24 protein-coding genes and 1 pseudogene are annotated in these 25,322 nt (G+C 60.2%); 9 read left to right on the forward strand and 16 right to left on the reverse strand.

The features are described 5' to 3' along the window. Position 1: 1 nt before the first annotated feature. The 7 genes from RT582_RS12475 to RT582_RS12505 all read right to left on the reverse strand — a co-directional run bounded on the left by RT582_RS12475 (position 2) and on the right by RT582_RS12505 (position 5,708). Positions 2 to 739 (reverse strand): SDR family oxidoreductase, encoded by a 738-nt coding sequence (locus tag RT582_RS12475; protein ID WP_313477623.1) that lies wholly within the window; start codon positions 737 to 739, stop codon positions 2 to 4. 122 nt (positions 740 to 861) lie between these two features. After that, positions 862 to 1,332 carry a nucleoside deaminase gene (locus tag RT582_RS12480; protein WP_278396928.1) on the reverse strand — a complete coding sequence of 157 codons (471 nt, stop codon included), beginning with the start codon at positions 1,330 to 1,332 and terminating at the stop codon, positions 862 to 864. Between the two features lie 36 nt (positions 1,333 to 1,368). Continuing rightward, positions 1,369 to 2,163, reverse strand: coding sequence for an ABC transporter permease (locus tag RT582_RS12485; protein WP_313477625.1), 795 nt, complete (start codon positions 2,161 to 2,163; stop codon positions 1,369 to 1,371). Continuing rightward, complete coding sequence (locus tag RT582_RS12490) at positions 2,150 to 2,953, reverse strand: ABC transporter ATP-binding protein (protein WP_313477628.1); 804 nt, start codon at positions 2,951 to 2,953, stop codon at positions 2,150 to 2,152. The genes RT582_RS12485 and RT582_RS12490 overlap by 14 nt, the downstream gene beginning before the upstream one ends. A gap of 4 nt (positions 2,954 to 2,957) precedes the next feature. Continuing rightward, a complete protein-coding gene (locus RT582_RS12495) occupies positions 2,958 to 3,935 on the reverse strand; it encodes an ABC transporter substrate-binding protein (protein ID WP_313477630.1) in 978 nt (325 codons plus the stop codon). Between the two features lie 50 nt (positions 3,936 to 3,985). Continuing rightward, positions 3,986 to 4,735, reverse strand: a complete 750-nt coding sequence (locus RT582_RS12500; protein ID WP_313477632.1) for an alpha/beta fold hydrolase — start codon at positions 4,733 to 4,735, stop codon at positions 3,986 to 3,988. Continuing rightward, entirely contained in the window at positions 4,728 to 5,708 is a 981-nt protein-coding gene (locus tag RT582_RS12505) for an isopenicillin N synthase family dioxygenase (protein ID WP_313477633.1), read from the reverse strand. Before RT582_RS12505 ends, RT582_RS12500 begins: the two co-directional genes overlap by 8 nt. A gap of 143 nt (positions 5,709 to 5,851) precedes the next feature. On the opposite strand from RT582_RS12505, the gene RT582_RS12510 reads away from it, so the two are divergent. Then, complete coding sequence (locus RT582_RS12510) at positions 5,852 to 6,007, forward strand: hypothetical protein (protein ID WP_185743956.1); 156 nt, start codon at positions 5,852 to 5,854, stop codon at positions 6,005 to 6,007. A 17-nt stretch (positions 6,008 to 6,024) separates the two neighbouring features. Here the strand turns inward: RT582_RS12510 and RT582_RS12515 are convergent, their stop codons facing one another. The 3 genes from RT582_RS12515 to RT582_RS12525 form a co-directional block, all read right to left on the reverse strand. Next, positions 6,025 to 8,232 carry a hybrid sensor histidine kinase/response regulator gene (locus tag RT582_RS12515; RefSeq protein ID WP_125861456.1) on the reverse strand — a complete coding sequence of 736 codons (2,208 nt, stop codon included), beginning with the start codon at positions 8,230 to 8,232 and terminating at the stop codon, positions 6,025 to 6,027. 237 nt (positions 8,233 to 8,469) lie between these two features. Continuing rightward, a complete protein-coding gene (locus RT582_RS12520) occupies positions 8,470 to 10,155 on the reverse strand; it encodes a response regulator (RefSeq protein ID WP_278463964.1) in 1,686 nt (561 codons plus the stop codon). After that, positions 10,139 to 11,665: an ATPase domain-containing protein gene (locus RT582_RS12525; protein ID WP_044314446.1), complete on the reverse strand. Its 1,527-nt coding sequence runs from the start codon at positions 11,663 to 11,665 to the stop codon at positions 10,139 to 10,141. Before RT582_RS12525 ends, RT582_RS12520 begins: the two co-directional genes overlap by 17 nt. 433 nt (positions 11,666 to 12,098) lie before the next feature. Between RT582_RS12525 and RT582_RS12530 the strand changes: the two genes are divergently transcribed. The 3 genes and pseudogenes from RT582_RS12530 (at position 12,099) to ggt (ending at position 16,164) form a co-directional block, all read left to right on the forward strand. Further along, positions 12,099 to 13,406 carry an ABC1 kinase family protein gene (locus RT582_RS12530; protein ID WP_044314447.1) on the forward strand — a complete coding sequence of 436 codons (1,308 nt, stop codon included), beginning with the start codon at positions 12,099 to 12,101 and terminating at the stop codon, positions 13,404 to 13,406. 17 nt (positions 13,407 to 13,423) lie between these two features. Beyond that, positions 13,424 to 14,125 carry an SDR family NAD(P)-dependent oxidoreductase gene (locus RT582_RS12535; protein ID WP_313477638.1) on the forward strand — a complete coding sequence of 234 codons (702 nt, stop codon included), beginning with the start codon at positions 13,424 to 13,426 and terminating at the stop codon, positions 14,123 to 14,125. Positions 14,126 to 14,489: 364 nt separating this feature from the next. Beyond that, positions 14,490 to 16,164: pseudogene (gene ggt / locus RT582_RS12540) on the forward strand (gamma-glutamyltransferase). Between the two features lie 132 nt (positions 16,165 to 16,296). On the opposite strand, the gene RT582_RS12545 reads toward ggt, so the two are convergent. The 5 genes from RT582_RS12545 to RT582_RS12565 form a co-directional block, all read right to left on the reverse strand. Continuing rightward, positions 16,297 to 16,689: a VOC family protein gene (locus RT582_RS12545; RefSeq protein WP_073303885.1), complete on the reverse strand. Its 393-nt coding sequence runs from the start codon at positions 16,687 to 16,689 to the stop codon at positions 16,297 to 16,299. A gap of 335 nt (positions 16,690 to 17,024) precedes the next feature. Continuing rightward, a complete protein-coding gene (locus RT582_RS12550; protein WP_279947114.1) occupies positions 17,025 to 17,915 on the reverse strand; it encodes a hypothetical protein in 891 nt (296 codons plus the stop codon). A gap of 82 nt (positions 17,916 to 17,997) precedes the next feature. Then, complete coding sequence (locus RT582_RS12555; RefSeq protein WP_279947113.1) at positions 17,998 to 19,137, reverse strand: AAA family ATPase; 1,140 nt, start codon at positions 19,135 to 19,137, stop codon at positions 17,998 to 18,000. After that, on the reverse strand, positions 19,130 to 20,224 hold the full coding sequence (locus RT582_RS12560; protein ID WP_279947112.1) for a DUF262 domain-containing protein: 1,095 nt from the start codon (positions 20,222 to 20,224) through the stop codon (positions 19,130 to 19,132). Before RT582_RS12560 ends, RT582_RS12555 begins: the two co-directional genes overlap by 8 nt. 209 nt (positions 20,225 to 20,433) lie before the next feature. Further along, complete coding sequence (locus RT582_RS12565) at positions 20,434 to 21,330, reverse strand: LysR family transcriptional regulator (protein ID WP_279947111.1); 897 nt, start codon at positions 21,328 to 21,330, stop codon at positions 20,434 to 20,436. A gap of 113 nt (positions 21,331 to 21,443) precedes the next feature. Between RT582_RS12565 and RT582_RS12570 the strand changes: the two genes are divergently transcribed. Both RT582_RS12570 and RT582_RS12575 read left to right on the forward strand, forming a co-directional pair. After that, positions 21,444 to 21,872: a VOC family protein gene (locus RT582_RS12570; RefSeq protein WP_044316309.1), complete on the forward strand. Its 429-nt coding sequence runs from the start codon at positions 21,444 to 21,446 to the stop codon at positions 21,870 to 21,872. Continuing rightward, a complete protein-coding gene (locus RT582_RS12575; protein ID WP_044316310.1) occupies positions 21,869 to 22,456 on the forward strand; it encodes a glutathione S-transferase family protein in 588 nt (195 codons plus the stop codon). The genes RT582_RS12570 and RT582_RS12575 overlap by 4 nt, the downstream gene beginning before the upstream one ends. 70 nt (positions 22,457 to 22,526) lie before the next feature. Here the strand turns inward: RT582_RS12575 and RT582_RS12580 are convergent, their stop codons facing one another. Next, positions 22,527 to 23,462, reverse strand: coding sequence for a LysR substrate-binding domain-containing protein (locus RT582_RS12580; RefSeq protein WP_037000029.1), 936 nt, complete (start codon positions 23,460 to 23,462; stop codon positions 22,527 to 22,529). A gap of 121 nt (positions 23,463 to 23,583) precedes the next feature. Between RT582_RS12580 and RT582_RS12585 the strand changes: the two genes are divergently transcribed. Genes RT582_RS12585 through RT582_RS12595 form a run of 3 tightly spaced genes read left to right on the forward strand, consistent with a single transcriptional unit; the run spans position 23,584 to position 25,289 of the window. Further along, positions 23,584 to 24,366, forward strand: coding sequence for a 2OG-Fe dioxygenase family protein (locus tag RT582_RS12585; protein WP_272867665.1), 783 nt, complete (start codon positions 23,584 to 23,586; stop codon positions 24,364 to 24,366). A 48-nt stretch (positions 24,367 to 24,414) separates the two neighbouring features. Further along, entirely contained in the window at positions 24,415 to 25,032 is a 618-nt protein-coding gene (locus RT582_RS12590; RefSeq protein WP_003300809.1) for a LysE family translocator, read from the forward strand. Between the two features lie 14 nt (positions 25,033 to 25,046). Continuing rightward, entirely contained in the window at positions 25,047 to 25,289 is a 243-nt protein-coding gene (locus tag RT582_RS12595; protein WP_313477645.1) for a hypothetical protein, read from the forward strand. Positions 25,290 to 25,322 lie beyond the last annotated feature (33 nt).

Here is a 25,322-nt window from a genome sequence, read left to right on the forward strand (position 1 = left end):
CTCAGTAGGGGCTGGCGGTGGGGCGAACCACCAGCTCGCTGACATCGACATCGGCCGGCTGGTCGATGGCATAGGCGATGGCGCGGGCGATGGCGTCAGCCGGAATGGCGATGCGGCGAAAGTCGTCCATGGCTGAGCGGGCGGAGTCATCAGAAATGCTCTCGGCCAGCTCCGATTCGGTGACGCCCGGGGAAACCAGGGTCACGCGAATATCGCCACCGACCTCCTGGCGCAGGCCTTCGGAGATGGCCCGCACCGCGTACTTGGTGGCGCAGTACACCGCTGCGGTCGGGCTCACCGCGTAGGCACCGATGGAGGCGATGTTGACGAACTGGCCGGCGCGCTGGCGCTGCATCAGTGGCAGGCCGGCGGCGATTCCGTGCAGCACGCCGCGGATGTTCACGTCGATCATGCGGTTCCACTCGTCGACCTTCAGCGCATCCAGTGGCGAAAGCGGCATCACCCCGGCGTTGTTGACGATTACATCGACGCGGCCGAAGCGCTGTTCGGCGAAGTCGACGAAGGCCTGGGTGCTCTCGCGACTGGTTACGTCCAGCGCGCGGCAGGCGGCGACGCCACCGCGTTCGCCGATCTCGGCGACGAGCTTTTCCAGCCGATCCAGGCGTCGCGCGCCCAGCACTACTGTTGCGCCCTGGGCCGCCAGCAGGCGCGCCGTGGCTTCGCCGATGCCGCTGCTGGCGCCGGTGATGAGTACGATTTTGCCGTTGATGTTCGACATGGGCTTGTCCTCCGCAGGCTGATTCGGGCGACGTCGGTGACGCCGTGGTTCGAATACTGAGATGGAGGACGGTTGCAGCGTTATGGCGATCCTGCCGGGCGCTTGCCTGATTCTGGCGCTGCCTACCAGATGCCTTCGTGCAGGGCGGCAGCCTCGTCTTCCAGCAGCGGGCCGAGCACCTCGACCTTGCGCTGGCCGGCGTCGAAGACGATGCGGCACGGCAGGTCCAGCGTCGGGTTTTCCGGATGGTTGCCGGTGATGTCCTTCAGGCTGCGCTCGGAAAGGCCATAGACCACGCGACCCAGGCCGACCCAGTAAGCGGCGCCGGCGCACATGGCGCAGGGCTCGGCGGAGGTGTACATGGTGCAGCGCGAGAGGAATTCCGGGGTGTAGCGGGTCGAGGCGCGGGTCATCAGTACCCGCTCGGCGTGGCCGGTCATGTCGTGGTCGGGCATGTAGGCGTTGCCCTGTTCCAGCAGTAGTTCACCGTCCGGGCCGACCAGGATGGCACCGAACGGATGGGTGCCGTTTTCCAGTGCGCGGCGGGCGACGTCGAAGCTTTTACGCAGCAGGGCGAGATCGTCGAGAGACATGGCGTTATCCAGACTGAGATTAAGAGGTGGTGGGCTTCAATGCCCAGCCTTGGGCAGGCTCCAGGGAAAGAAAACCTTCTGCAGCAGGCCGATCAGGTGGAACAGCACCAGGCTGATTACCACCAGCATCATCAGCGCAGCGAACGCCTGGGGCACCTGGAACATCGAGGTGGAGAAGTTGATGAAGTAACCCAGGCCCTTCTCGGCAGCGACGAACTCGGCGACCACTGCGCCGATCACCGCCAGGGTGATGGAGATGCGCAGCGCCGAGAACAGGTGCGGAATCGCATAGGGCAGACGGATGTTGCGGTACTCACGGGCCTTCGATGCGCCCAGTGAACGCGACAGTTCCACCAGCTCCTCTGGCGTCGCCAGTAGGCCGGTGACGCAGGACACCACGATCGGGAAGAAGGCGATGAGGAAGGTGATGAACACCCGCGGCAGGTCGCCGGCGCCCATCACCACCACGATGATCGGTGCTACCGCGACGATTGGCGTGGACTGCACGATCACCAGCAGCGGATACAGGGTGCGCGACATCACCCGTGAAGAGGCCAGGGCGATGGCCAGCGGGATGCCGATCAGGATCGACAGGCCGTAGCCCATCAGCGTCACCCGCAGCGTGGCGAAGATATGCTCGGCCCAGGCACCGAGGCCAACCTTTTGCGTCGCCGCGAAGATGGCGCTGGGTGAGGGCAGCACGAAGCTCGGCAGCTTGAGCAGGCGGCACGCGGCTTCCCAGATCAGCAGCAGAACGAGCAGGGCGAGCCAGGGCGCGAAGCGATCGGCCTGCGCCTTCAGGCGCAGTGCCTTGGGCTTAATGTTCGGCATGGCGCGAGAAGACTTTGCGGCGGATATGGTTGGCGAGCTCATTGAAACGGGGCTCCGTGAGGGTTTCCATGGACCGCGGGCGCGGCAGATCGACGTCGATGATTTCCTGCACGCGGCCGGGGCGCGCCGACATCACCAGGATGCGGTCGGCGAGCAGCAGCGCTTCGGGAATCGAGTGGGTGATGAACAGCACCGTCTTCGGGCGCTGAGTCCAGATGTTCAGCAGCTCCAGACTCAGCTCGTCGCGGGTCAGGGCATCGAGCGCCGAGAACGGTTCGTCCATCAGCAGGATTTCCGGGTCATGCAGCAGCGCGCGGGCAATCGCCGCACGCTGCTGCATGCCGCCAGAGAGTTCGTCCGGGCGCTTGTTGCCGAATTCCTTGAGCCCCACCAGCTCCAGCAGCTCCTCGCCGCGGGTGATCTCCTGGGCGGTGACGCGGCCGTACTTGTGGCGCATGGGAAAGGTCAGGTTGTCGCGGATGTTCAGCCAGGGCAGCAGGGTCGGTCGCTGAAATACGATGCCGATCTCGTCGCGCGGGCCGTCCACCGGGCTGCCATAGATGCTGACCTGGCCGTGGGTCGGTCGCATCAGCCCGGCGAGGATGCGCAGTAGCGTGGACTTGCCGCAGCCCGAGGGGCCGAGCACCGCGATGAACTCGTGGCGGCCGATGTCGAAGCTGGCGTTGTCCAGCGCCACCACCTCGCTGCCATCGGAGGAGGTGAAGACCTGGCTGACCCGATCAAAGCTGATGTTGGGACGCGGCGTGGCGGGCAGGGCGGCGGCGTTCATGGCATCACTCGCTCAGGCTGGTGTCGATGGCGCTGGCCGGGTCGAGACTGTCGACGGCCATGCCCTGGGCCTTGGCGACCCACTCCCAGGTTGTGGCCAGGCGTTTGGCATCGAAACCGGTGCCTTCGGCGGCGCTGATCTCGTTCTGCATCAGCGGTACCGAGGCGGCGAACTGCTCCTCGGCCTGCTGCTCGTCGACCTCGGCGACCATTTTCTTCAGCGCGGCGGCCGCTGCAGCCGGGTCGGCGATGGCGTTCTTCTGCGCCTGCTGGTAGGCCTTGACGAACTTCTTGGCGACCTCGGGATGGCTCTGCACGAAGCGCTGCGAAGCCACCAGCGACAGGCCGTAGCCTTCGAAGCCGTATTCCGACCAGGGGATGGTCTTCAGCGTCTTGTCCGCTTCGCCGAGGGCACGGACGAAGCCGGGCGCGACGGTCAGCCAGTTGATGGTGGCGTCGACCTTGCCGGTGGCGAGCATCGGTGCCAGAGCGCCGGGGTCGAGCTTGAGCAGCTTGACGCTGGCCGGGTCGATGCCGTTGCGCTCCAGCAGCAGTGGCCAGACCACGTTGGAGGCAGAGAAGGTCGGGGTGGCCACCGTCTTGCCGACGATGTCCTTGAAGCTGTTGATGCCCGAGCCTTCGGTGGTGAAGAAGGCGTCCGGCTGCTTGTTGTAGATCGGCGCGACGGCGACCACCGGCACCTCGCCCTGGGCTTTGGCCTGCAGCAGCGAGGCCAGGCCGGCAGAGCCGAAGTCCGCGCTGTTGGTGGCCAGCTTGGTCACCACGTCGCTACCACCACGGGCACTGGCGATTTCCACTTCGATGCCTTCTGCGGCGAACAGGCCCTGTTCGACACCTAGGTAGATCGCCGCCTTGTCGCCGGCTGGCAACCAGTCGTTGAGCCAGCGCACCTTGTCGGCGGCCAGGGCGGTTTGGCTGAACAGCGCGAGCAGGGCGCTGGCGAGCAGGGTTTTCTTGAACATGGTGAAGCTCCTTGAAGGTTCGGCGTGATAAGCGCGATGCAATAAACGGGTCAGTGCATGGGATGTGGATGGCGGGCGAAGAAATCCACCAGGGCGGCGAGCAGCGCGCCGGGCATGGCCAGTTGCGGCGCATGGCCGCAATCGAGCACCACCCGCTCGGCGCCAGGCACCAGCTGCTGCATGTGCTGTTGCACCCGTGGCAGCACGGAGCGGTCCTGCGCGGCTTCGATATACAAGCGCGGCAGACGTCCGAAACGCTCGGCCGTCCACTGCGCAGCGATGTCGCGCCCGCCGTCGGGCTGCACCGTCAGGCGGCGCGCTGCAACGATGGCGACCTGTGCCGGTGCATCGTGGAAGAACACCGCGCAGGCGGCATCGCTGGGTACGCGGCTGCCGCCGGGCACCGCCTCGAGATAGGGACCGATGCCGCTGACCTCGGGAAAGTCGCGGGCGAGCTCGGCGCAGAGTTCGCCGAAGCCCATGCCGCTGGGCAGCATCATGCCGGCGACATAGGCGACCCCGGCAATGCGCTCGGCGTAACGTTCGGCCACGGCAGTGGCGGTGATGCCGCCGCCGGAATGCGCGACCAGCTGAATCGGGCCGGGCAGCGTCTCGATCAGCGCGCCGACATGTTCGACATAGCGCTGCAGCGAGACCTCGGCGAGTGGCGTGGCGTCGCTGCCGTTGCCCGGCAGGTCGAGCGCGTGCGGCCTATGTCCGGCATCGCGCAGGCCATCCTGCAGCGCATCCCAGACCCAGCTACCGGCCCAGGCCCCGTGGATGAGAACGATGTCAGCCATAGGTCCTCCGGTACATCTCGCGGTGGTGTTCTTCCACCGTCACCGCGGGGTAGCGTGGCGACTCGCCCGGCGCGAGGCAGGTCGGTAGGCACTCGACCAGATGGTCCGGGTTGCCGCTGAAGAAGAACGGCACGCTGTAGCGCTCGCGTCCGGACATGTTGACCACCCGGTGCAGCGTCGAACGGTACTGGTCGTTGGTCCAGCGAGCGATCATGTCGCCCAGATTGACCACATAGGTGCCGGGCACTGGCGCTGCGTGAATCCAGCTCTTGCTGTGGCGATCCCAGACCTGCAGGCCGGGGTTCTCGTCCTGCAGAAGCAGCGTCAGCCCGCCGAAATCGGTATGCGCGCCACAGCCCTTTTCGCCGGGCGCGGCATTGGCCGGCTGCGGCGGGTAATGCAGCAGGCGCAGGGTGCTCATGGAGTCGCGGCAGAAGCCGGCGAAATGTTCCTCCGGCAGTTGCAGCGAGAGCGCGATGGCGCCCATCAGCCGTGCCGCGAGGGCGTTCATCGCATCGCGATAGCGCTCCATGGTCGGGCGGAAGTCCGCAAGCTCGCTCGGCCACTGATTGGCACCGTGATTGAAGCGCCCGGCCAATACCCGTGGGTCGTCCTCGGCCAACTCCTCGCCGATATAGAAGCCTTCCTTGAGATCGGCCGGCGCACCGGCTTCCAGCACCTGACCTCGCAACGGCTCATAGCCGCGATTGGCCTTCGAGAACACCTTGTCCAGCGCACGCTTGCTGGCCTCCGGTTGGGCGAAGAAGTCTTGTGCCTGCTCGAACACCGCCTGTTGTAGCGCCGGGTCGACGCCGTGGTTGGCGACGCAGAAGAAGCCGACCTCGCGACAGGCTGCGCCGATTCGTTCGGCCACGGCAGTGCGCTCGTCGAGATCGGTAGAAAACAGCCCGGCGATATCGATCAGCGGCAGCGCGGCGGCTTCGAGATGACGGGCACAAAGGAATTCATTCATGGCTCGATCCTGCTCTGCCGACGCGGAATGGCGGTCGGCGAGCGCAGTATCGAATCGAGCCAACTGTGCGCAAAAGAAGAGATTATCGAGCACGGTGATGCCGTTTCGGCAGCACCTTCCGGCGCTTCAAAAGGAGGCGGAAGGTGTTTCTGAAAGGTGCACTGCAAGGGGCCGGCGTTGTGGCGTTTTCAAATCTGACGCAGAAATATGCGACGTTCGCGCACCATATGGGTGCTGTTATCCGGCTTGCAGAAAGGCAATTATTTTTTTCGGGCCAAACAGGAAGGCGTCAGTCATGAGCGCCTTCCGCCTCGCTCTAGGGTGTGTTGACTGCGTCGAGAAGGGCCTCGGCCAGGGTCTGGCTGGTGAAGGGTTTCGCTAGCACACGCAGCCCGTGCTCGGCAGCGAGACGCTCGGTGTAGCCTGTCGCGAGGATGATGGGCAGTTCGGGATACAGGCCTTGCGCTTCCGCCGCAAGACCAACCCCGTCCAGCCGTCCGGGCATGACGATATCCGAAAGAAGCACATCGATAGGCGGGCGCGTGTCATCGGCGAGCCTGGCCAGGGCTGAATCCGCGTCATGCGCCTCGTCGACCAAATAGCCCAGTTCCTCAAGCATCGACATCACCACCTCGCGCACTTCGGCGTCGTCGTCGACCAAGAGTACCCGTGTGGTTCGGTTGGCACGTTCCGGTGCCTTCTCTACCGGGCCACCCGGTTCGCTGCGGTGTTCGACGCGTGGCAGCAGGAGGCGGACGCGGGTGCCCCTGCCGACTTCGCTGTCGATCGCTACCGCGCCGCCTGATTGGTGCGCGAAGCCATAGACCTGCGCCAGACCGAGGCCCGTTCCCTCGCCGATGGCCTTGGTTGTGAAGAAAGGCTCGAATGCCCGCGCCTGGACCTCCTTGCTCATTCCACAACCTGTGTCGAGGACGTCGACGGCGAGATAGGTCCTTGTCCCCAGGCTTGGCAGGGCGATGTCTCCATCCGCCACGTCGTGCAGGCTGATGCTCAACGGACCGCCGTCTGGCATGGCGTCCCGTGCATTGATCGCCAGGTTGAGGATGGCCAGCTCGCATTGCACCGGATCCAGCGCCGCCGGCCAGGGGCGGTCCGGCAAGTCGAGCTGTAGAACAACGTTATTGGGCAACGCGCCGGTCAGCAGTTCGTGCATGCCGAGAATCAATGCGCGCAAGTCGACCTGCTCGACATCTCCGGTGCGGTTTCGACTGAAGGTCATCAGGTGCCGCGTAAGGCGGGTAGCCCGTTGAGCCGAACGCTGGCATGCCTCGATGGCGCGCTTGGCTCGGGGGTTCGGGCTCAGCATGTCGGCCAGCTGCAAGCCGACGGTCATGCTTTGCAGAAGGTTATTGAACTCGTGCGATATACCCGCGGTGAGGTTGCCCAGCGCTTCAAGTTTCTGGCCCTGTAGCAGCGCCCGATGCGAGCGTTCGGCCTGGGCGACGGCTTCCTCGACCCGCTCTGCCATTTCCTGGCTCGAGCGGTGAATGGTCTTGCTGGCCTGGGCAAGTACCTGCGCGGTCCGGTCGGTCTCGTCCATGCCGGTCCGAGGTGCCTCGAAGACTTCCCCTTGGGCCAAGGCACCGGCTGCCTGGTCCAGTTGAGTCAAGGGGCGGGTGATGGTGCGGCCGAGCGCAATGGCCAGTCCAATCGCCAGCGCGAGCACCAGCAGGATGCCGATGGCCGCGGTTCCGATGGGCTTCAATACGCTGGCGAGCAGATCCTCACGGGGGATACCGATCAGTACCGTCCAGCCTGAACTTTCGCCACGGCTAAAAAAAGAAACCACATGTTGATTGTCTCGGGTGACAGAGCTCAGCTTGCCTTCACGAGCGACAGCCTCGCGCAAGTCGGTGACGAAGTTGGCGCTCGCAACCTCACCAACATGTTTGCTGGGGTCACGGGTGCGCGCAACGATGGTGTGTGTCTGGTCCAGCACCGCACCAAGCCAGCGCGCGGGAAGCTCCTGCGCTTGCAGCAGGGCCTCGATGCGGCTGACCGGAAACTTCATGGTCAGGTAGTAGACGACTCGGCCGTCACGCATCACCGGGCGGTGAATGGCGACGCTGTGCACGCGCGTCAACGGGTCGCGAAACATCGGACTGACGTCTAGCAGCGGGGTGTCCTCGAAGCCTGGCAGGCTCGGTGGCATCGGCAACGGCGCGCCAAAAGGGTAGTCCGTATCAGCCAGGGGCACGCCGTTCGGGTCGAATATGGTAACGCCGGTGGCTATCGGTTGAACGGTCTGCTGTAGACGTTCATGAAACGCGCGCAGATCGCCGCTCACCAGTGTTGGCGAGGCGGCCAGCGTCGTGACCACTGCGCCGAAGCGATCAAGTTCGCGCTCGACGGCAAGACTTACGCCGCGAGTGGTCTCGTACATACTTTGGTCGATCTGCTGTGACTGCGCTCGGTAAACCGAATAGGTTGCAAACAGCGCGAAGGCCAGCGCCGGTGCGATGACGGCGACGACCAGCCAGATGAGACGGGCGCGTATCGACACGAAGCAAGTTCCTGGTCGGAGCAAGAGTCAATGCGGGTTCGGCATCATGTATGAGCCCGTTGCTTTCGTCGGGCCTAGTCAGAAGACCGCAGGCGCGCCGGCTTGTTACGACGTTACAGACCAATGACGGCATCGAACCAACCGAACTTCAGCGGGAACACCTGCGCGTCGCCTCGGCTGAAGGTGGGCTGACGGATTGGCCGACCCGCCTGGAACGCCCCGTAAGGAAGGGGTGGATCAGTGAACTTCCACACCATCGATAGCGGTGCGCAACGAGATTGCCAGTTCTTCCAGCCGGTAGGGCTTGGCCAAAACGTGCACGCCTTCTGCGGCGGCAGATTGCTGCGCGGCTTCGGCGTAGCCGCTGGTGAGCAGCACGGGAACACCGAGGGCGCGGGTGCGGATCTCCCGGGCCAGTTCAACACCGTTCATGCCGCCCGGCATCATCACGTCGGAGAACACGATGTCCACCTGACAGCCGTTCTGCAGCGCGCCCAGCGCGTCTGTGGCACTGGCGGCATGGGTGACGCGATAGCCGAGATGTTCGAGCATCTCGCCGACCAGGGCCGCGACTTCTTCATCATCGTCCACCAGCAGTACGGTACCGGCCGAGGCGTCGGAGCTGTCGTCTTCGGCAGGCCGTGCGCCGTCGGGCTGATCGGGCACACGTGCCGAGCGCGGCAGCAGCATGATCACGCTGGTGCCGCGATCGCATTCGCTTTCGATCCACACGCTGCCGCCGGACTGCCGCGCGAAGCCGTAGACCTGTGCCAGCCCGAGCCCTGAGCCTTTGCCGATCTCCTTGGTGGTGAAGAAGGGGTCGAATACGCGGGTGCGAACCTCCTCGGGAATGCCGGTGCCCGAGTCGGTCACCGTGAGGCGGACAAAATCGCCGGTGATGCCCAGCACCGCTTCGCCAGGTGCATTGCTGGCTTCGATCAGGATCGAGCCGCCGTCGGGCATGGCGTCGCGGGCATTCACGGCCAGGTTGAGGACGACCAGCTCCAGCTCGCCAGGGTCCACTTCGACCGGCCAGAGATCCGGCTCGAACTGCACTTCCACGTGCACGTCGCCGCTCAGGCTACGGTCGAGCAGCTCGCGCATGCGGCCGATGCGCAGCACCAGGTCGACCGACTCGGGTTCCAGTGACTGGCGGCGGGAGAAGGCGAGCAGTTGCCGGGTGAGGGCGGTTCCGCGCTGCGCGGCCTGGCGCATGCCGTCCATCAACCGCTCGCGGCGCGCAGGATCGGCGCGGCGGTCGAGCATGTCGAGGCCGCCGGAGATCACCATCAGCAGGTTGTTGAAGTCGTGGGCGATGCCGCCGGTGAGCTGGCCGATGGCTTCGATCTTCTGCGCCTGGCGCAGGGTTTCTTCGATCTGCGCGCGCTCGGCCATCTGTGTGCGCAATTCCTGGTTGGCCTTTTCCAGTTCGCTGGTGCGCTCGACGACCAGCGCTTCGAGCTGATTCGAGGCGCGCTCACGGGCTTCGAGCAAGGCCCTGACTTCGTACTGGCGATGCCGCCCGCGCAGGGCGGCTTTCACCGCGCTGGTCAGGGTGATGCTCTGTACCGGGCGTTCCAGCAGGGAAACGTTGCGCAGCGCCGCCACCATGCGCTGACGCCATGCGGCGACTGCCGGCTGTTGATGCTTGCTGGTGAGGACCACGAATGGAAAGTCGGACCACGCCGGTTGCTGATCCACCCATGTGGCCAGTGCTTGGAGGTCCTGACCGAAGAGGCCTTCTTCGGCGATGAAAACGGCGTCGGCATCGGTTTCGGCGCGACGTAGCACCTCATCGACACTGTGGCAGACAACGGCGTCCATGCCGCTGCGGCTGAGCAGTTCGGCCGAGGCGGGACCGTCCCGGCCGATGGGGGCATAGACGACTACGATGGGGCCTTCTCGTTTAGTGGGCGTCGTCATGCTCGTCTGTCAGTAGCTGAGTCGCATCACCGGTGTATTCCGGTGTGCCCGATAGGATGCCGCTGAAGTGGCTGAGCGGCGGCCCGACCTCGAGGCCGGCGCTACTGAGGCGGTACTCACGGACGGTGTTTTCATGCCGTCCGCTGCGCTTTTTCACCACTGACAACGCCCGGCGAACGACGCCGGCATGCTCGAAGTAGCGCTGCATGATAACCGCATCGCTGAGATAGCTGATATCCACAGGCGTATCCATTGGGCCGACCAGGCCATGCTGGGCGAGCACCATGATGCTGATCACGCCTTTCTGGCCCAGATAACTCAACAGCTCGTGCATCTGCAGAATCAGGAATCGGCCATCAGGCATCGCGTGCAGATAGCCGTTGAGGCTGTCCAGAATCACCAGGCCGGCCCCCCGCACCTCTACGCTCTGGCGGACCGCGGCGGTGAACTCGCCGGGCGACAGCTCGGCCGGGTCGACCTGCTGCAGATGCAGCAGCCCCTGTTCGATCCACGGTTCCATGGGCAGCCCCAGCGCCCGCCCGCGCGCCAGCAGCGTGGCGATGTTTTCGTCAAAGACGAAGAAGGCGACCTGCTCGCCGCGTTTGCACGCCGCGACCGCATAGCTCAAGGCCAGCGAGGATTTGCCCACGCCGGCAGCGCCGACCAGCAGCGCGTTGGTGCCGCGTTCCAGGCCGCCACCCAGCATCTTGTCCAGTGCCGGATTACCGGACGAGGCCAGCTCACCGGAGAAGGACGAGTGGTGCTCGGCGGCGATGAGCCGGGGATAGATGCGCAGGCCGCCCTTGCGGATGGCGAAGTCGTGGTAACCGCCGCGAAACTGGATGCCACGCATCTTGATCACCCGCAGACGCCTGCGCTCGGCACCGTAGTCGATTGCCACCTGCTCCAACATGACCACGCCGTGGGAGATGGAATGCAGTTGCAGGTCGCCCACTTCCGAAGTCTGGTCGTCGAGCAGGATCACCGTGCAGTTGCGGGTGGTGAAGAAATGCTTGAGCGCCAACACCTGCCGGCGGTAGCGCAGAGGGCTTTGCGCCAGCAGGCGCATTTCCGAGAGGCTGTCGAAGATCACGCGACTCGGATTGGTTTCGGTGACCCGATTGAACACCTGCTGCGTGGTTTCACTCAGCTCCATCTCCACGGGGTGCAGCACCGTCAGTTCCAGGTCCGGGTCCAGGCTGGTCTCCGGCGTGACCAGCTCGAACACATCGATACCGTCGAGGGACCAGCCGTGCCGCTTGGCGACCAGCTCCAGTTCGTCCTTGGTTTCCGAGAGGGTTACATAGAGAACGCGCTCGCCCTGGCGGACCCCTTCGAGCAGGAACTGCAGCGCAATGGTGGTCTTGCCCGAGCCCGGGCTACCTTCGTACAGGTACATGCGGTTGGGGTCGAGGCCGCCGCCGAGAATGTCATCCAGCCCCTCGCTGCCAGTGGAAATGCGAGGGGGTTCATCGTCTGGTTGGAAGGAAAGATTAGTGAAATCGGTCATTCCGTTCTCCTTACGCAGGCGCCGCTGCGTGCTTCGTTCCCACTCCTGCATGTCCATATCAGGACAAAGGCGGAGGGGAACAGGCCCGTTTCTCGCCTGGTGGGCAGGTCGGGCTGAATGCCGCTCGAATCGTCGCCTGATGCGCTTCTGATGTGCCGAAAATTGCGCGTTTGGCGGTCGACGTTCGAGGGGCGCAGTCATTTAATCCGACTCGCCAGCCGCCTGCCCGTTCCGCATGAGTGTGCTCGGCACCTCCGCTGCAGCGCGCTCTGCAGGCGGCGCGACCATCTGCTGCGCGGTCCCCCCGGCCGCTTCGCTCGTTGCCCTTGAGCTACTTCGAACCCCTCCGCTGCGCAACAGACTGCAACCATTGAACCTTGGATCATGGGCCGGGCTGCCCCATGATCAGCCTTTGCCTTTGCGGGTCGCCTGCATGTCTCGATTCTCTCGTCCGTCGGCTTCGGCACTGGGCCGCTTTCTGCAACTGGGCGGCACTGGCGCGCGCATTGCCGGCAACCTGTTGGTGCAGCGCATCACGCCAGGCAAGGCGCGTATCGACTGGGTGCCGGTCGGCGAACTGCTCGGTGATGCGCTTGGGCAGATGAAAGGCCCGGTGCTGAAGCTCGGTCAGCAGGCCTCGCAATGGCAGGACCTGCTGCCTGATCCGATCAGCGCCGCGCTGGCGCGCTTGCAGAATCAGGTGCCCTCGCTGCCGTTCGACGCGCTCGAAGCCAATCTGCAGCGCGTCTACGACGGCAAGCTGTACGAACTGTTCGAATCCATCGAGCCTGAGCCCGCGGCGGCGGCCTCGCTGGGCCAGGTCCACCGCGCTCGGGATCGGCAGGGCAGGGCACTGATCATGAAGGTCCAGTACCCCGGCATCCGCGCCATCTGCGATGCCGATCTGCGCCAGCTACGCCGCTTGATGCCGCTCGGGCGACTGTTCGGCACGCCGCCCGCGCGTCTCGATGCGGTGTATATCGAGCTGCAACGGGCCATTGCCGAGGAACTCGACTACGAGGCCGAGCGCGCCAACCTCGAAGCCTTCCGCGAGCACTTCAGCAACTGGCCGGGCATCCGCATTCCCTTTGCCGCGGGCGAACTCTGCCGGCCCGGTGTGCTGGTGCTGGAAGACCTGCCGGGCCGCTCCATGGCCGAGGTCGAACAGGCCCCGGCGGAGGTGCGCCAGCGCCTGGCCGAAACCCTCTGCCAATGGCTGGCCGAGCAGGCATTCGGTCTGCAACGGCTGCATACCGATCCGCATCCCGGCAACCTCGCCTGGACAGAGACTGGCGAGCTGGTGGTCTACGATTTCGGCAGCGTACTGCGCCTGGAACCGCGCTTGCTGGCCGGCTACGTGCAGATATTCGAAGCACTGCGTGGCACCTCCAGCGAGGCGCTGGAGCCTGGCTTTCAGGCCCTGGGCGGGCGCCAGCCGGGAAGCACGCCGCCGCACGGGCTGTACCGAAGCATTCACCTGATGCTGCACCCGCTGCTGCAAACCGGCGCGCAGTGGGACTTCCGCGAGGCGGCGCTGCATCAACGGCTGTCCGAGCTGTTCCCCCTGATGATGTCCGCACTCGGCAGCCTGCAACCGGCTTCCGGCACCTTGCTGATCAACCGCACCCTGGAAGGCCATTACTGGAACCTCTACCGGCTCGGCGCTTGCCTGCCCATCGCCGACCTGCTCGCCGAACATATCGAACGCTGGCGCAGTGAAGCGGGCGTCCGTCGACCGTAAATCTGCTGGAGATCGTCATGCCACTGGAATCATTTCCCGAAGGGTTTCGCGCGCTGGTCATCGGCGCATCCGGTGGCATCGGTGCCGCACTGGTCGATGCCTTGCGCAGTGACCCGCGCTGCGCGTCGGTCATCGCCCTGAGCCGCTCGTCCGAGCCGGCGCTGGACCTGACCGTTCCCGCCAGCATCGAACAGGCCGCGGCCAGCGTGGCGGGGCAGGGGCCATTTCATCTGATCATCAACGCCGCGGGCGTGCTGCACGGTGCCGACTTCATGCCGGAGAAACGCCTGGCCGATCTCGACCAGGAGCAGTTGCTCGCCACCTTCCAGATCAACACCTTCGGCCCGGCCGTGGTGCTGCGCCACTTCAGCGGCCTGCTCGACCGCCAGCGCGGCGTGCTTGCCATGCTCTCGGCCAAGGTCGGCAGCATCGGTGATAACCGCCTCGGAGGCTGGTACAGCTACCGCGCCTCCAAGGCCGCACTGAACATGCTGCTCAAGACCGCCTCCATCGAAGTCCGCCGTAGCCACCCGAATGCCGTGCTGCTGGCGCTGCACCCGGGCACGGTGAACTCACGGCTGTCGCAGCCTTTTCGCGGAACCGAAATCGGCCGTCCCGCCAGCGATGCCGCGCGGGATTTGTTGCGGGTGATCGATGGTCTGGGACCGGAGGCCAGTGGTGGTTTTTATGCGTATAGCGGGGAGGGGTTGCCGTGGTAAGCAGCCGCGGAGCGGACGCTGACGGACAGCCAGGCTCGATAGGCGTCCTCGTGCCGGCGGACGAAACCGCGTAACAAAGGCCTGAGATGCGATTGCGGGCCAAGCAGACGCGCTCTCATCGCTGCAAATTTTTTTCACAAATATCCAGTCTGCATGCCTCGCCGATATTGAGGTCTGGCTTTTCCAGTCAGGCTTCGCCTGCATATTCATAGGCACATTTCGGAAGCACGCGTTCTCTCTCGGCCGGCGCGGCATTCTCCTCAAGCCCGCTGCGCACCTACGCCTCGCCCCCATTGTCTATGTTGGTGATAACCGCCCCAGCCATCGCGGGGCGGCGGTGACCACAAGAATAAGGATGAGCACGATGCGTTTGCTTCAGATCAGCAGATTGACCCTTGGCGTGGCGATCGTCGCCACGGGCCACATCGCCCAAGGCGCGCTTCTGGAAGGCGGGGCGGTCGCCGCACCCGACGAGTACAGCGCCAAGGTGGCCGCCCAGGTGCTCAAGGCCGGCGGCAATGCGGTGGATGCCGCGGTGGCGACCGCCTTCACCCTGGCCGTCACCTACCCCGAGGCGGGCAATATCGGCGGCGGTGGTTTCATGACGCTGTATATGGACGGCAAACCGTATTTCCTGGACTACCGGGAAGTTGCGCCCAAGGCCTCCAGCAAGACCATGTACCTCGACGACAAGGGCGAGGTGATCGAGAACCTGAGCCTGGTCGGCGCCAAGGCGTCCGGCGCGCCCGGCACCGTGTTGGGCATGTGGGAGGCACACCAGCGCTTCGGCAAGTTGCCCTGGAGCGAACTCATCACCCTGGCGGTCGGCTATGCCCGTGAAGGCTTCACAGTAGCTGACCAGCAGTTCCAGTACCGCGAGGACGCCATCGGGTTGTTCAACGGCACGACCAACTTCGAGGACTACTTCGGGAGCATGCGGCCGGGTTCCACCTTCCGCCAGCCGGAGCTGGCCGAGACCCTGGAGCGCATCGCCGACAAGGGGCCGGATGACTTCTACAAAGGCAGGACCGCCGACTTGCTGGTTGCGCAGATGCAGCGTGATGACGGGCTGATCACCAAGGAGGACCTGGCCGACTACCGCGTCAAATGGCGCGAACCGATGCGTGTCGACTGGCAGGGCAACAGCCTCTACACCGCGCCACTGCCCAGCTCTGGCGGCATCGCCCTGGCGCAGCTGATCGGCATGAAGGAGCAGCGCGCCGCAGACTTCAAGGGCGTCGAACTGAACTCGGCACGCTACATCCACCTGCTGGCGGAGATCGAGAAACGCGTCTTTGCCGACCGTGCCGACTACCTCGGTGACCCGGACTATTCCGACGTGCCGGTCAGCGAAGCTGACATCGCTTGATTATCTGAAGCAGCGCGCAGCCGAGATCAATCCCGCGGCCATTTCCGAAACCGAGAAGGTGCGTCCGGGCCTCGAATCGACGCAGACGACCCACTTCTCCATCGTCGATGCCGACGGCAATGCGGCCAGCAACACCTACACCCTCAATCTGGACTACGGCAGCGGTGTGGTGGTCAAGGGCGCCGGCTTCCTGCTCAACGACGAGATGGACGACTTCAGTGCCAAGCCCGGCGTTGCCAATGCCTTCGGTGTGGTCGGTAGCGACGCCAACGCCATCGAGCCGGGCAAACGCATGCCGTCTTCGATGAGCCCGAGCATCGTCACGCGCGACGGCAAGGTCAGCCTGGTGCTCGGTACGCCGGGCGGCTCGCGCATCTTCACCTCGATCTTTCAGGTGCTGAACAACATCTACGACTTCGACATGCCGCTGGAAAAAGCCGTGGCTGCACAGCGCGTGCACCATCAGCTGCTGCCGAAGGACACCATCTACTACGACGCCCATGCACCGCTGACCGGCAAGGTTGCCGACGAGCTTAAAGCCATGGGCTACACGCTCGAGGATCAGGGCTGGCTGATGGGTGATATCCAGGCGATACGCGTCGACGGCACGCGTCTGCAGACCGGATCAGACCCGCGCGGGCGTGGCGTTGGAATGGTCGTTAAACCCTGATGGGCGAGGGGAGAGAGCAAACGGAGGGAATCGCCGCGGTCTCGTGAAGCGTCATGCGTCGCTACAAGCGGCGCATGAGGCTCAGCTTTCAACGCCGCGCATGGGGCATGCGGCGTTGAGAGAGCGGGGAGATTACTGCGGGCGGTAGATGGCGCACAGCTTGTTGCCGTCAGGGTCACGTACATAGCTGAGGTGCAACGCGCCGAGGCTGGTTTCGCGCAGTCCCGGCGGCTCCTCACAGGTGGTGCCTCCATGGGCGACGCCGACATCGTGAAACGCCTTGACCTGCTCGGCCGAGCTGCACTTGAAACCAATCGTGCCGCCGTTGCCGACGGTCGCTTCCTCACCATTGATGGGTTCGGTCACGCCGAACAGGCTGCCGTCGTGGCGGTAGAACAGGCGGGTATGCCCGGACGGCGCCACATTGCGCAGCGGCTCGCCTGCACCGAGTACGCCGAGCACGGCGTCGTAAAACCGCTTCGACCGTTCAATATCATTCGAACCGACCATTACATGGTTGAGCATGGGGGCCTCGCTAGGTGATTGGATTTGTGCGGCTATGGAGCGAGCACTCTAGCATCGGGATGAAGCAGGGGGGGCAATGGTGGGTAGGGCGTGCAGGACTTACTGTTTTCATCCCGCGAAGGTCGTTCGATGCGTGCAGCGGTGGTTGCGCTTTCCGGCTTCCCTAAACTCGCTCTTAGAATTTAGGCCATTAGCTACTAGGCCTGACTTTTACGATATATGAGGTGGATGTTATTCAGCGGCCTGAAGAATAGCTATGTCTTCTTTTTAGAATATTTTAAGTCCTGCTTTGAAGGGATCAAGATCGGTCGCGAAGTGTAATTGTGAAAAAGAAGCTAACTCTTAGTTATCTTTGGGCCGACGTACATGATGTAAGTCTTTTCATCGTGTCTCATTGGCCACGAGAAGTGAACTCTGAATTGAGGGGTTTGCACTTTTCCATGCCAGGGGCAAAAAATAGCTTTGTTTTCAAGGCCTGGGATCCTAAACGTCATTTCATCACTGAATTCTTTCTTTTCGCTATCTGATGAGTCAGAAAAGAGTGCGCCGCGACCTCCGTTTTCTTTTTTTCCGGTGAAAAAATTTTGATATATTTCATGCCCTTCCGCTGTTCGTTGCCCCTCTTCATTGAAACAAGCCTTTAATTTGTTAAGCGTGTTGCAGATGAATAAAATCCTTACTGCGGCATTTTCACTGAACGGATGCCCGGTTAATGGAGCAAAGGTTTCGTCTGTAAATGTAAGGTTACTGCACTGCGCCTGAACAGCGTCACCGAGCAACTGCCAAGAGTCAATTCTTACTGGATTTTCTTTAAGAGCGTTCTCTATTTGCTGTTTTTCCCAGTAATTAAGAATGCTTGTTTTTTTTGATTCTCCTTCGTCACTTATATGATTAACATCAATCGGGGAGTAGTTCCAATCTGAGGGTGAAAAACTAATCAAGCTTCGATTGATGCCTCTAAGGTTAAAAAAAGCGGCTTCTGCTACAGCGCTATCCGTAACTATGTCAAGCTTGGCTTCTAACCAGTCGTCAGAGTTGTGGCATCTTGCCTCGTCCCAAAAAGGACCATGTTGAATGATCCAAAGCAGAAAAGCTCGTTTCTCATCATGGGTAAGACAATTAACCGCCTTAGATAAAGGGATATCAGTGGCTACATTGCAAAGCAGCATCTGTCTATGGCAATAAACGGATAGGCCAGATGAAATAACTAGACTTCTGATGGCCATGATCTCTCGAACGGATCTGCCGAAGGAGTCCATGTCTGGAAATTGGCCATGTAATGACAGGTTATTAACTAGGTAACCCATTTTACTCGCCCCAGCCTGCAAAGAAGTTCGCATCAATATCTATTTGATCAAAGAAGCCCGAAGGCCAAGCGTCGACATTTCCAGTTGAGTCAAGACTTAATGTCTGTACTTGTTCGCCTGTGCTTGATCGAGGTCTAAAAAAATGTATTGCAACTTGGTCTGGAGTGAGTGAGCCTGTTTTGACTGATCTTCTAATTCCGTTAAGTATATGGTCGCTATGCGATTCGATTATAACTTGCACGCCTGCGCTAGCCACTTGGCTAAGAAATCTCCCCATAAGTGCTTGTCCAGCGGGGTGCAAATGAACTTCTGGGTTTTCTATAAGTAACAGATCACCCACGTTTGCAGAAAGTGCAGCTATTACGATGGGTAGAACCTGCGTTAGCCCGAACCCAACATGGACAGGCCTATGGAAGTCAGTATCTTCGGAAGTGCGAAGCCCGAGAGTTACTGCGTTGGTTTGCGGAACGGACTGAACTATCAAGCCACAGCCAGGAAAAAACTGAGTCATACGAGCTTCGACTTGGCGAAGCCGGGTTGGTGGTACTCCTTCAAGCACCAGGCGCTCGAGTACTCTTTCCTCGCGCCCTAAGTGCAGTACACTAACTGCTTTTTCGCCCGCCGGACCTACAACGGGAGAGTTATCCCTATCCTCTAGATAGTAAAACTCTCTGGGCCCCACTCGCTCAGCAGTAATATAAGTCATTCTTTTCAAGCGTACCGCTAAGGGTGGCGCCCCTAGCTCTGTAGAGTATGGGAGCAGGTACTGAAGATTTCTAGGCGATACATGCTCAACTCCGTTAAATCTAACCGAATCGACATTCATGCACATATCTTGGCGCTCGCCAGAGAAGGACCAGCGGCATTTTGATTCATTGTCGTGCAGGCTAATTTCACTAGAGTGTCGACCATGAACTTTATCGACAACATCTGCGACCGTGCCCAGTTTAATTGTGTGCCCATTTAGTATTAAACGACTGGACCATTCGTCCTCTCGCATGGTTTGGTTGAGCAGAACAAGTGCTTGCAGTACAGAGGACTTACCTGAGGCGTTTGAACCCGTTAACAGAGTTAGATTCGAAAGCGAGAGTTTTAGATCATCAAAGCACTTGAAATGCTTGAGGTCTATTTGTCTAAGCATTAATGGCTTCCTCAATCATTTGTTTTGCAAGATCAAATCGACGCTTAACACGATTAACTTGGTTTGTGCCTAACGTTATAGATTCGATAAAGTCGTCGTTTTCCATGAGTGCATAAAAGCCGTCGCGAATCATTTCCGCTCGCGCTTCAACTATGTTCTCAGAATATCTGGATAGGCACACTGACATTACATCCCATAGCGATGCATTGAACACGTTCCTACTCTCTTGATGTTCCTGATGTTTTCTAAATGCGTGCTTTCCGAAGACTGTGTAATTATTCTTGAGGCTTGTTCTGAATTGTGACGACAGCCGCTCAAGGGCAGCATTGTCGAGTGCGTTCATGTGTTTAAGTGTTTCTGCTAGGTATTGATCCATATCTCCGCGGTAGTCATTTTTGTTTAGTAGCTTAAATGCGCAGAATCTGTTTATGATCTCTCGATCACGCATTGTAGATGGTTGAAGGCTATTACCAGTTGCCCGTTTAAATATTGGCGTGCTGGCTTCTGTTCTTAAGAAGGATGTGGCCTTTCCGCTGAACAAACAATTCCGCATTTGCTGCCTGGTAAGAGGGACTCCGCTGTTGACGCGCTCAAAAATATCAAGTAGCGCTTTTTGAGGAACTTTTGCATCAATTATATATAGGATTAGGTTGCAATCTTCGATCCGATTTTGGAGCTTGGGGGAGAGGTCGCTGAATCTTTTCTTGTTTAGCTCTTTCTGCTCCGGCAGTTTTAGGCGGAGCTCGTCATTTACAAATCTTTGAAAGGTTGACAACCTTTGCAAGCCGTCAACAACAACCATTTTCCCCTCATCGTTTTCAGCCAAGTAAAAAACTGGCAGCGGTATGCGCATTAAAACCGATTCAATAAGCTTGCTCTGCTTGTCATCTGGCCAAATAAAATCTCTCTGAAAATCGGGGTCCATAACAAAGGCACCCTTTTCGATTCTCCTTAAAACATCATGTACTGTTCTGTTTTCATTCCTGATAAGAATGGTATCAATAGGGTAGTCAGCCCAAGCGGAGTCCTCATCAAGACTTAGTCCTTCAATTTCTTCCTTAATAGGTGTCGAAAGGTTATTGTTCATAGGTTGCTCAATTCCTTTAAATTTCGAAATGATGGAGAAGTACTAAATATACTTAAGATTAATATTTAAGTTGGTGGTGTATGAGGCACTAATTTTCTATCGTGGTTTAGGTTGAACGATATCATACGGCTCGGAAACGGTTCTCGGGCAAACAGCGTCCTAATCATACAAAAGTTAGGGCCGCGGCGGCTTTCGGTCGCAAGCAGCCTCTACCCCAACCCCGGCAAACCCCTCTCCAACTTCAGACAAACCCACTCCACAAACGCCCGCACCCTTGGCGATAGCTGCAAGGCGTGAGGGTAGACGAGTTGGATCGGCAGGTCCTTCGGTTCGTAATCCCTGAGCACCCTTACCAGACGACCATCAGCCAGTTCATCGGCGACCTGATAGTGCATCAGCCGCGTGATGCCGAGGCCTTGCACGCAAGCCAGGCTGGCGGTGCGGATCTGGTTGCAGGTCAGGCGTGGGGTGATTTCTTCGGCCTGTTCCTTTTCGCCGTGGCGGTAGTACCAGTGGCGGCCCTGGGCGGCGAAGAGGATGCAGGCGTGGTCCTCCAGTGCTGCCGGGGTGTCGATGGCGGGAGCGGTGCTCAGGTAGTCCGGGCTGGCGCAGGTGACCAGCCGGGTGCTGCCGATCTGCCGGGCGACCATGGCTGAGTCGGGCAGGTGGCCGATGCGCAGGGCGAGGTCGAGGCGTTCGTCGAGCAGCGGGACGATCTGGTCGCTCAGGTTCAGCTCGACCCGGATCTCTGCATGCTCCTTGAGAAATTCATTCACTAGCGGCGCGACGTAACGCTGGCCGAACTCCACTGGTGCGGTGATGCGCAGTAGGCCGCGGACGGCGCCGTCGCTGGCCTCCAGGCGCTGCTCCATGTCGGAGAAGTCCGCCAGCATGCGCCGGCTCCAGGCCAAGTACTCCGCGCCCTCGTCGGTGAGTGCCATGCGCCGGGTGCTGCGGTTCAGCAGGCGCACGCCGAGGTGCCGTTCCAGCGCGGCCAGTGAGCGCACCACCGACGCCACGGACTGTCCGGTGGCATCGGCGGCCGAGCTCAGGCTGCCGTTGTCGACGATGCGAACGAAGTTGGCCATTGCCTTGAGCTTGTCCATTGCCACCCCTGGATTTGTGCGATTGCTGCATAGATGTTGTCAGGCCGGCGGTATAGGTGAAACCCGCAGGGCGGCTGACACTTCAGGGACTGAGGTCTCCTGGAGTTTCGCACATGAATCAATCAGCCAGTCCCGCCCGCATTCTCGCCTACGACCACATCGGCATTCGTGTCAGCGACCGGCCGCGCGCGATGGCCTTCTACCAGGCGCTGGGCTTCGTCGAGAGCGCCAGCTTTCCGCTGTTCGAAGCGAACGAGATGCTCAGCCCGAACGGCGTGCGCATCAACCTGATCTTCAACGGTGCGCGTGCCGCTGATGCGCACAACGTGCTGCTGGATGCGCCGGTGAAGCGGCCGGGCATGACCCATCCGGCCTTTATCGTCGATGACCTCGCGGCGCTCCAACATTGGCTCGAGGCGCAGGGCATCGTCATCACCGAGGGGCCGCATCCCATCGGCCCGCGGCGGATCGCGCTGTTCATCCGCGACCCGGACGGCAACGTTCTCGAATTCAATCAGCTCATCAGAGGAGGTGCGCTATGAAACTGTACGACCTGGGTCCATCCGGCAACTGCTACAAGGTGCGGCTGTTCGCTGCGCTGGCAAATATCGACCTTGAACTGGTAGCTGTGGATTTCGCCAACGGCGCGCACAAGAAGCCGCCGCTGTCCGAGCTGAACCCGCTGGGGCAGTTGCCGATTCTGGACGATGGCGGGCATATCGTCCGCGACTCGCAGGCCATTCTGGTTTACCTCGCCGGCGCATACGGCGGCCTGGCGTGGTGGCCGGACAACCCGCGCGGGCAGGCGGAGATCGTGCAGTGGCTGTCCTTCACCGCCAACGAGATCCAGCAGAGCCTGAATGCGGCTCGGCTGGTGCAGAAGTTCGGCTACCCGCTGGACAAGGCCGCGGCGCTGGCCAAGGCACCGGCGGTGCTCAAGCTGCTGGACGAGCATCTGCAGCGCCACGACTGGCTGGCGGTTGACCGGCCGACCATCGCCGATTGCGCGGTTTACCCCTACGTGGTGCTGGCGCCGGAAGGGGATGTGGACCTGACGCCTTACAGCCATGTCGCCCGCTGGATGGAGCGGCTGGAAGCGTTGCCGGGCTATCTGCCCAAGCCCTGAGTGTCGATCAGGTAGGCAGGTTTACTGACAAAACCGCTGTCGGCCAGCATTCCGAGTTACGGCCTACCTGCTAAGAAGATACCGCGGGATGTGGGCTGCTCGTCGAGTTAGCTGTTGGCGGCAGCTCACCACCCATAAGCTCAATGTAGTGATCAAGTTGTTCCGTTATCCAGCTCTTGAATATATTGCACTTGGAACTTTCATCCAAAGCTTTGGGTGATAAAAGGCAATATGTTGAACCGTCTCGGATAAAGCCATACGGCGCAACTAGCTGGCCGGACTCCAGTTCGGCTTGAACCATAAATAGGGACGCCATTCCTACTCCTAATCCTGACGTCGCCGCCTGAATGGACAGGTAGAAATGCTCATAGTCGACCTTTATAGAACCAGAGAGATCCACTCCCGTAAGGCGTAGCCAATTATCCCATGCCATCGGGCGAGTCTTGCTGTGTAACAGGCTTAATTTGTCCAGCCGTTTCTTGTCGGGAGTATTTGGCGGCGTACAAACCGGCCCGATCCACTCTTCGCAGATTTTCACGCTGTGTACAGAGCTGCCCCAATGAAAGTCATCGCGGCGGATTGCGAGATCAGCCCCTGAGCGGGCGAAATCAATCGGCCCGCCGGCGGCCAATAATTGGATCTGCAAGTTCGGATGCGCTTCATGAAAAGCAGGAAGTCGAGGGATCAGCCACTTCATGGCGATGGTGGGCTCACAGGAGAGCACAAGGACGTCTTCTCGACCCTCTCGCTGTAAGCGATAAACGGCATCTTCCAACTGATCGAACAGGGGCGCTGTCACGTTAAGAAGGAGGTGGCCTGCCTGGTTGAGAAATATTGCCCTGTTGCGCCGATCAAATAACTCGACCCCGATAGCTTCCTCCAGCAGCCGCACCTGACGACTAACGGCGCCGTGAGTTACGTGCAGTTGCTCAGCTGCTTTGACGAAGCTCTGAGTTTTGGCTGCAACAGTGAAAAACCGAAACGAAGCTAGCGGAGGTAAATTCATATAGACGACGTTTTCTCACAGATATCGGAAACGATAAATCGTTTTTCTAATTGCTTGTAGGTCCGCAAGATTTCTGCTGCCACTTGAGTCAAAGCGGTGGTATTGCCCATCAGGAGGACCTATGAATAACATGCGAAGCGATATACAAAATGCCGTCATGTTTCACCCTCAGCTCACCAACCCGTCGCCTGAAGTCAGAAATCTGTGCGAAAAAGTAGCACAAAAAGATTTCATTTTCCTTGCTGGCCGAAAGACTACCAAGCTGCTGACTGCAATGGACCCAGACGTCATGGATGATTGGCATGCTTTTCAGGAGAGCTGGAATCGCCTTGAGCAGGACGCGTATATGCGCGATGGCGGCACGTACCGTTTCCGCCGACATGGGACATACAGTGCTGGTCCTGGCATACAGTGCCCCGTTATGGAACCGCACCAACCGCACTTTCAGAGCACTGACTACAACAGCCTCAACGGCGGTATTCCACGATACTTTGCTCCGATAGAGGGCGAAATAAGCGAAGGGAAAGTGTTGCGCTCTGCATTGAAGCTATGTTGTGCCAGTTTTAGTAGCCTAGCTCCGTATTATTCTTGGCACATCGAGGTTCACCAGTTCAGAATAAATGCTTCACAGCTTCCAGCCTCACCAACTCCTGAAGGCATTCATCGTGATGGGGTAAACTTCGTTTTCATGATGCTGGTTAATCGCGTCAACATCGTTAATGGAGAAACGTCTATCTATGACCGTGATAGACGACCGTTGAGTAGTCTTACACTTGCACATGAGTTGGAGGCCGCCATCGTGAATGACGAGCGTGTGCTGCATGGTGTAACACCGGTCATTCAGATAGATCCAGAGTTGCCCGCTTATCGAGATGTATTGGTTATCACCTTCAGTAAGCGCTGATTAATAGATCCTGGCGGTAGGCTAGTCTTACCGCCTCGGAGAATGTAAATGAACGAATTGTTTGCAGTGGCCGCCATTACTGTCTTAGCTGTTGTCAGTCCAGGTCCCGACTTTGCCATGGTGACCCGCAATAGTTACTCGTTCGGGCGGAAGAATGGTTTGACGGCTGCGCTAGGTATTGCTTGTGGCGTGCAGGTCCATGTTTTTTACACGGTTTTCGGAATCGCTGTAATAATTACCCACTCACCCATACTGTTCATAAGTATGAAGATGCTCGGCGCTGGCTATCTCATTTACTTGGGAATTAAATCGTTGATGAATGCTGGAGCCCTGACGATAGGGGAGGCTGACGGACGTGAGTCTACAGCTTGGAAAGCATTTCGGACTGGTTTTTTTACTAATGCGCTCAATCCAAAAACAATGTTGTTTGTGGTTGCAACTTATAGTCAGGTAGTGCGCGCCGATAGCTCTCTATACGTTAATTTTGCTTACGGTATATTTATGTCGTTGTCTCACTTGGTTTGGTTTAGCTTAGTGGCGGTATTCTTTTCCGCTGAGGCTCTGCGTAGACGCATACTGAGAAAGCAGCACATTGTTGACCGGGTTATTGGTACCGCGCTGATTGGTCTTGGCGCGAGCTTAGTATTGCCTGGCGTTGGGCGATGATTCAGGAGAGGCTTATGAAACTGGCCTGCATAGATCTAGAGGGTGTTTTGGTCCCGGAGCTTTGGCCAATCATTGCCGAGCGTACAGGCATCGATTCCCTGGCACTGACCACGCGCGAGGTGCCAGATTACGATTTGTTGATGCGAAATCGCATTGCGCTTCTGCGTGACAACGGCTTAAGACTCAGCTGTGTCAGCCGAATACTATCCCATGTTGAGCCTGTTCCCGGCGCCAGACAGGCCGGCCGCGAAAACTGAGTGCAACACCTGACCTTTCCGGTACGGTGCTGC

It is taken from the genome of Stutzerimonas kunmingensis (assembly GCF_032106285.1).
Lineage (GTDB): Bacteria > Pseudomonadota > Gammaproteobacteria > Pseudomonadales > Pseudomonadaceae > Stutzerimonas > Stutzerimonas kunmingensis_B.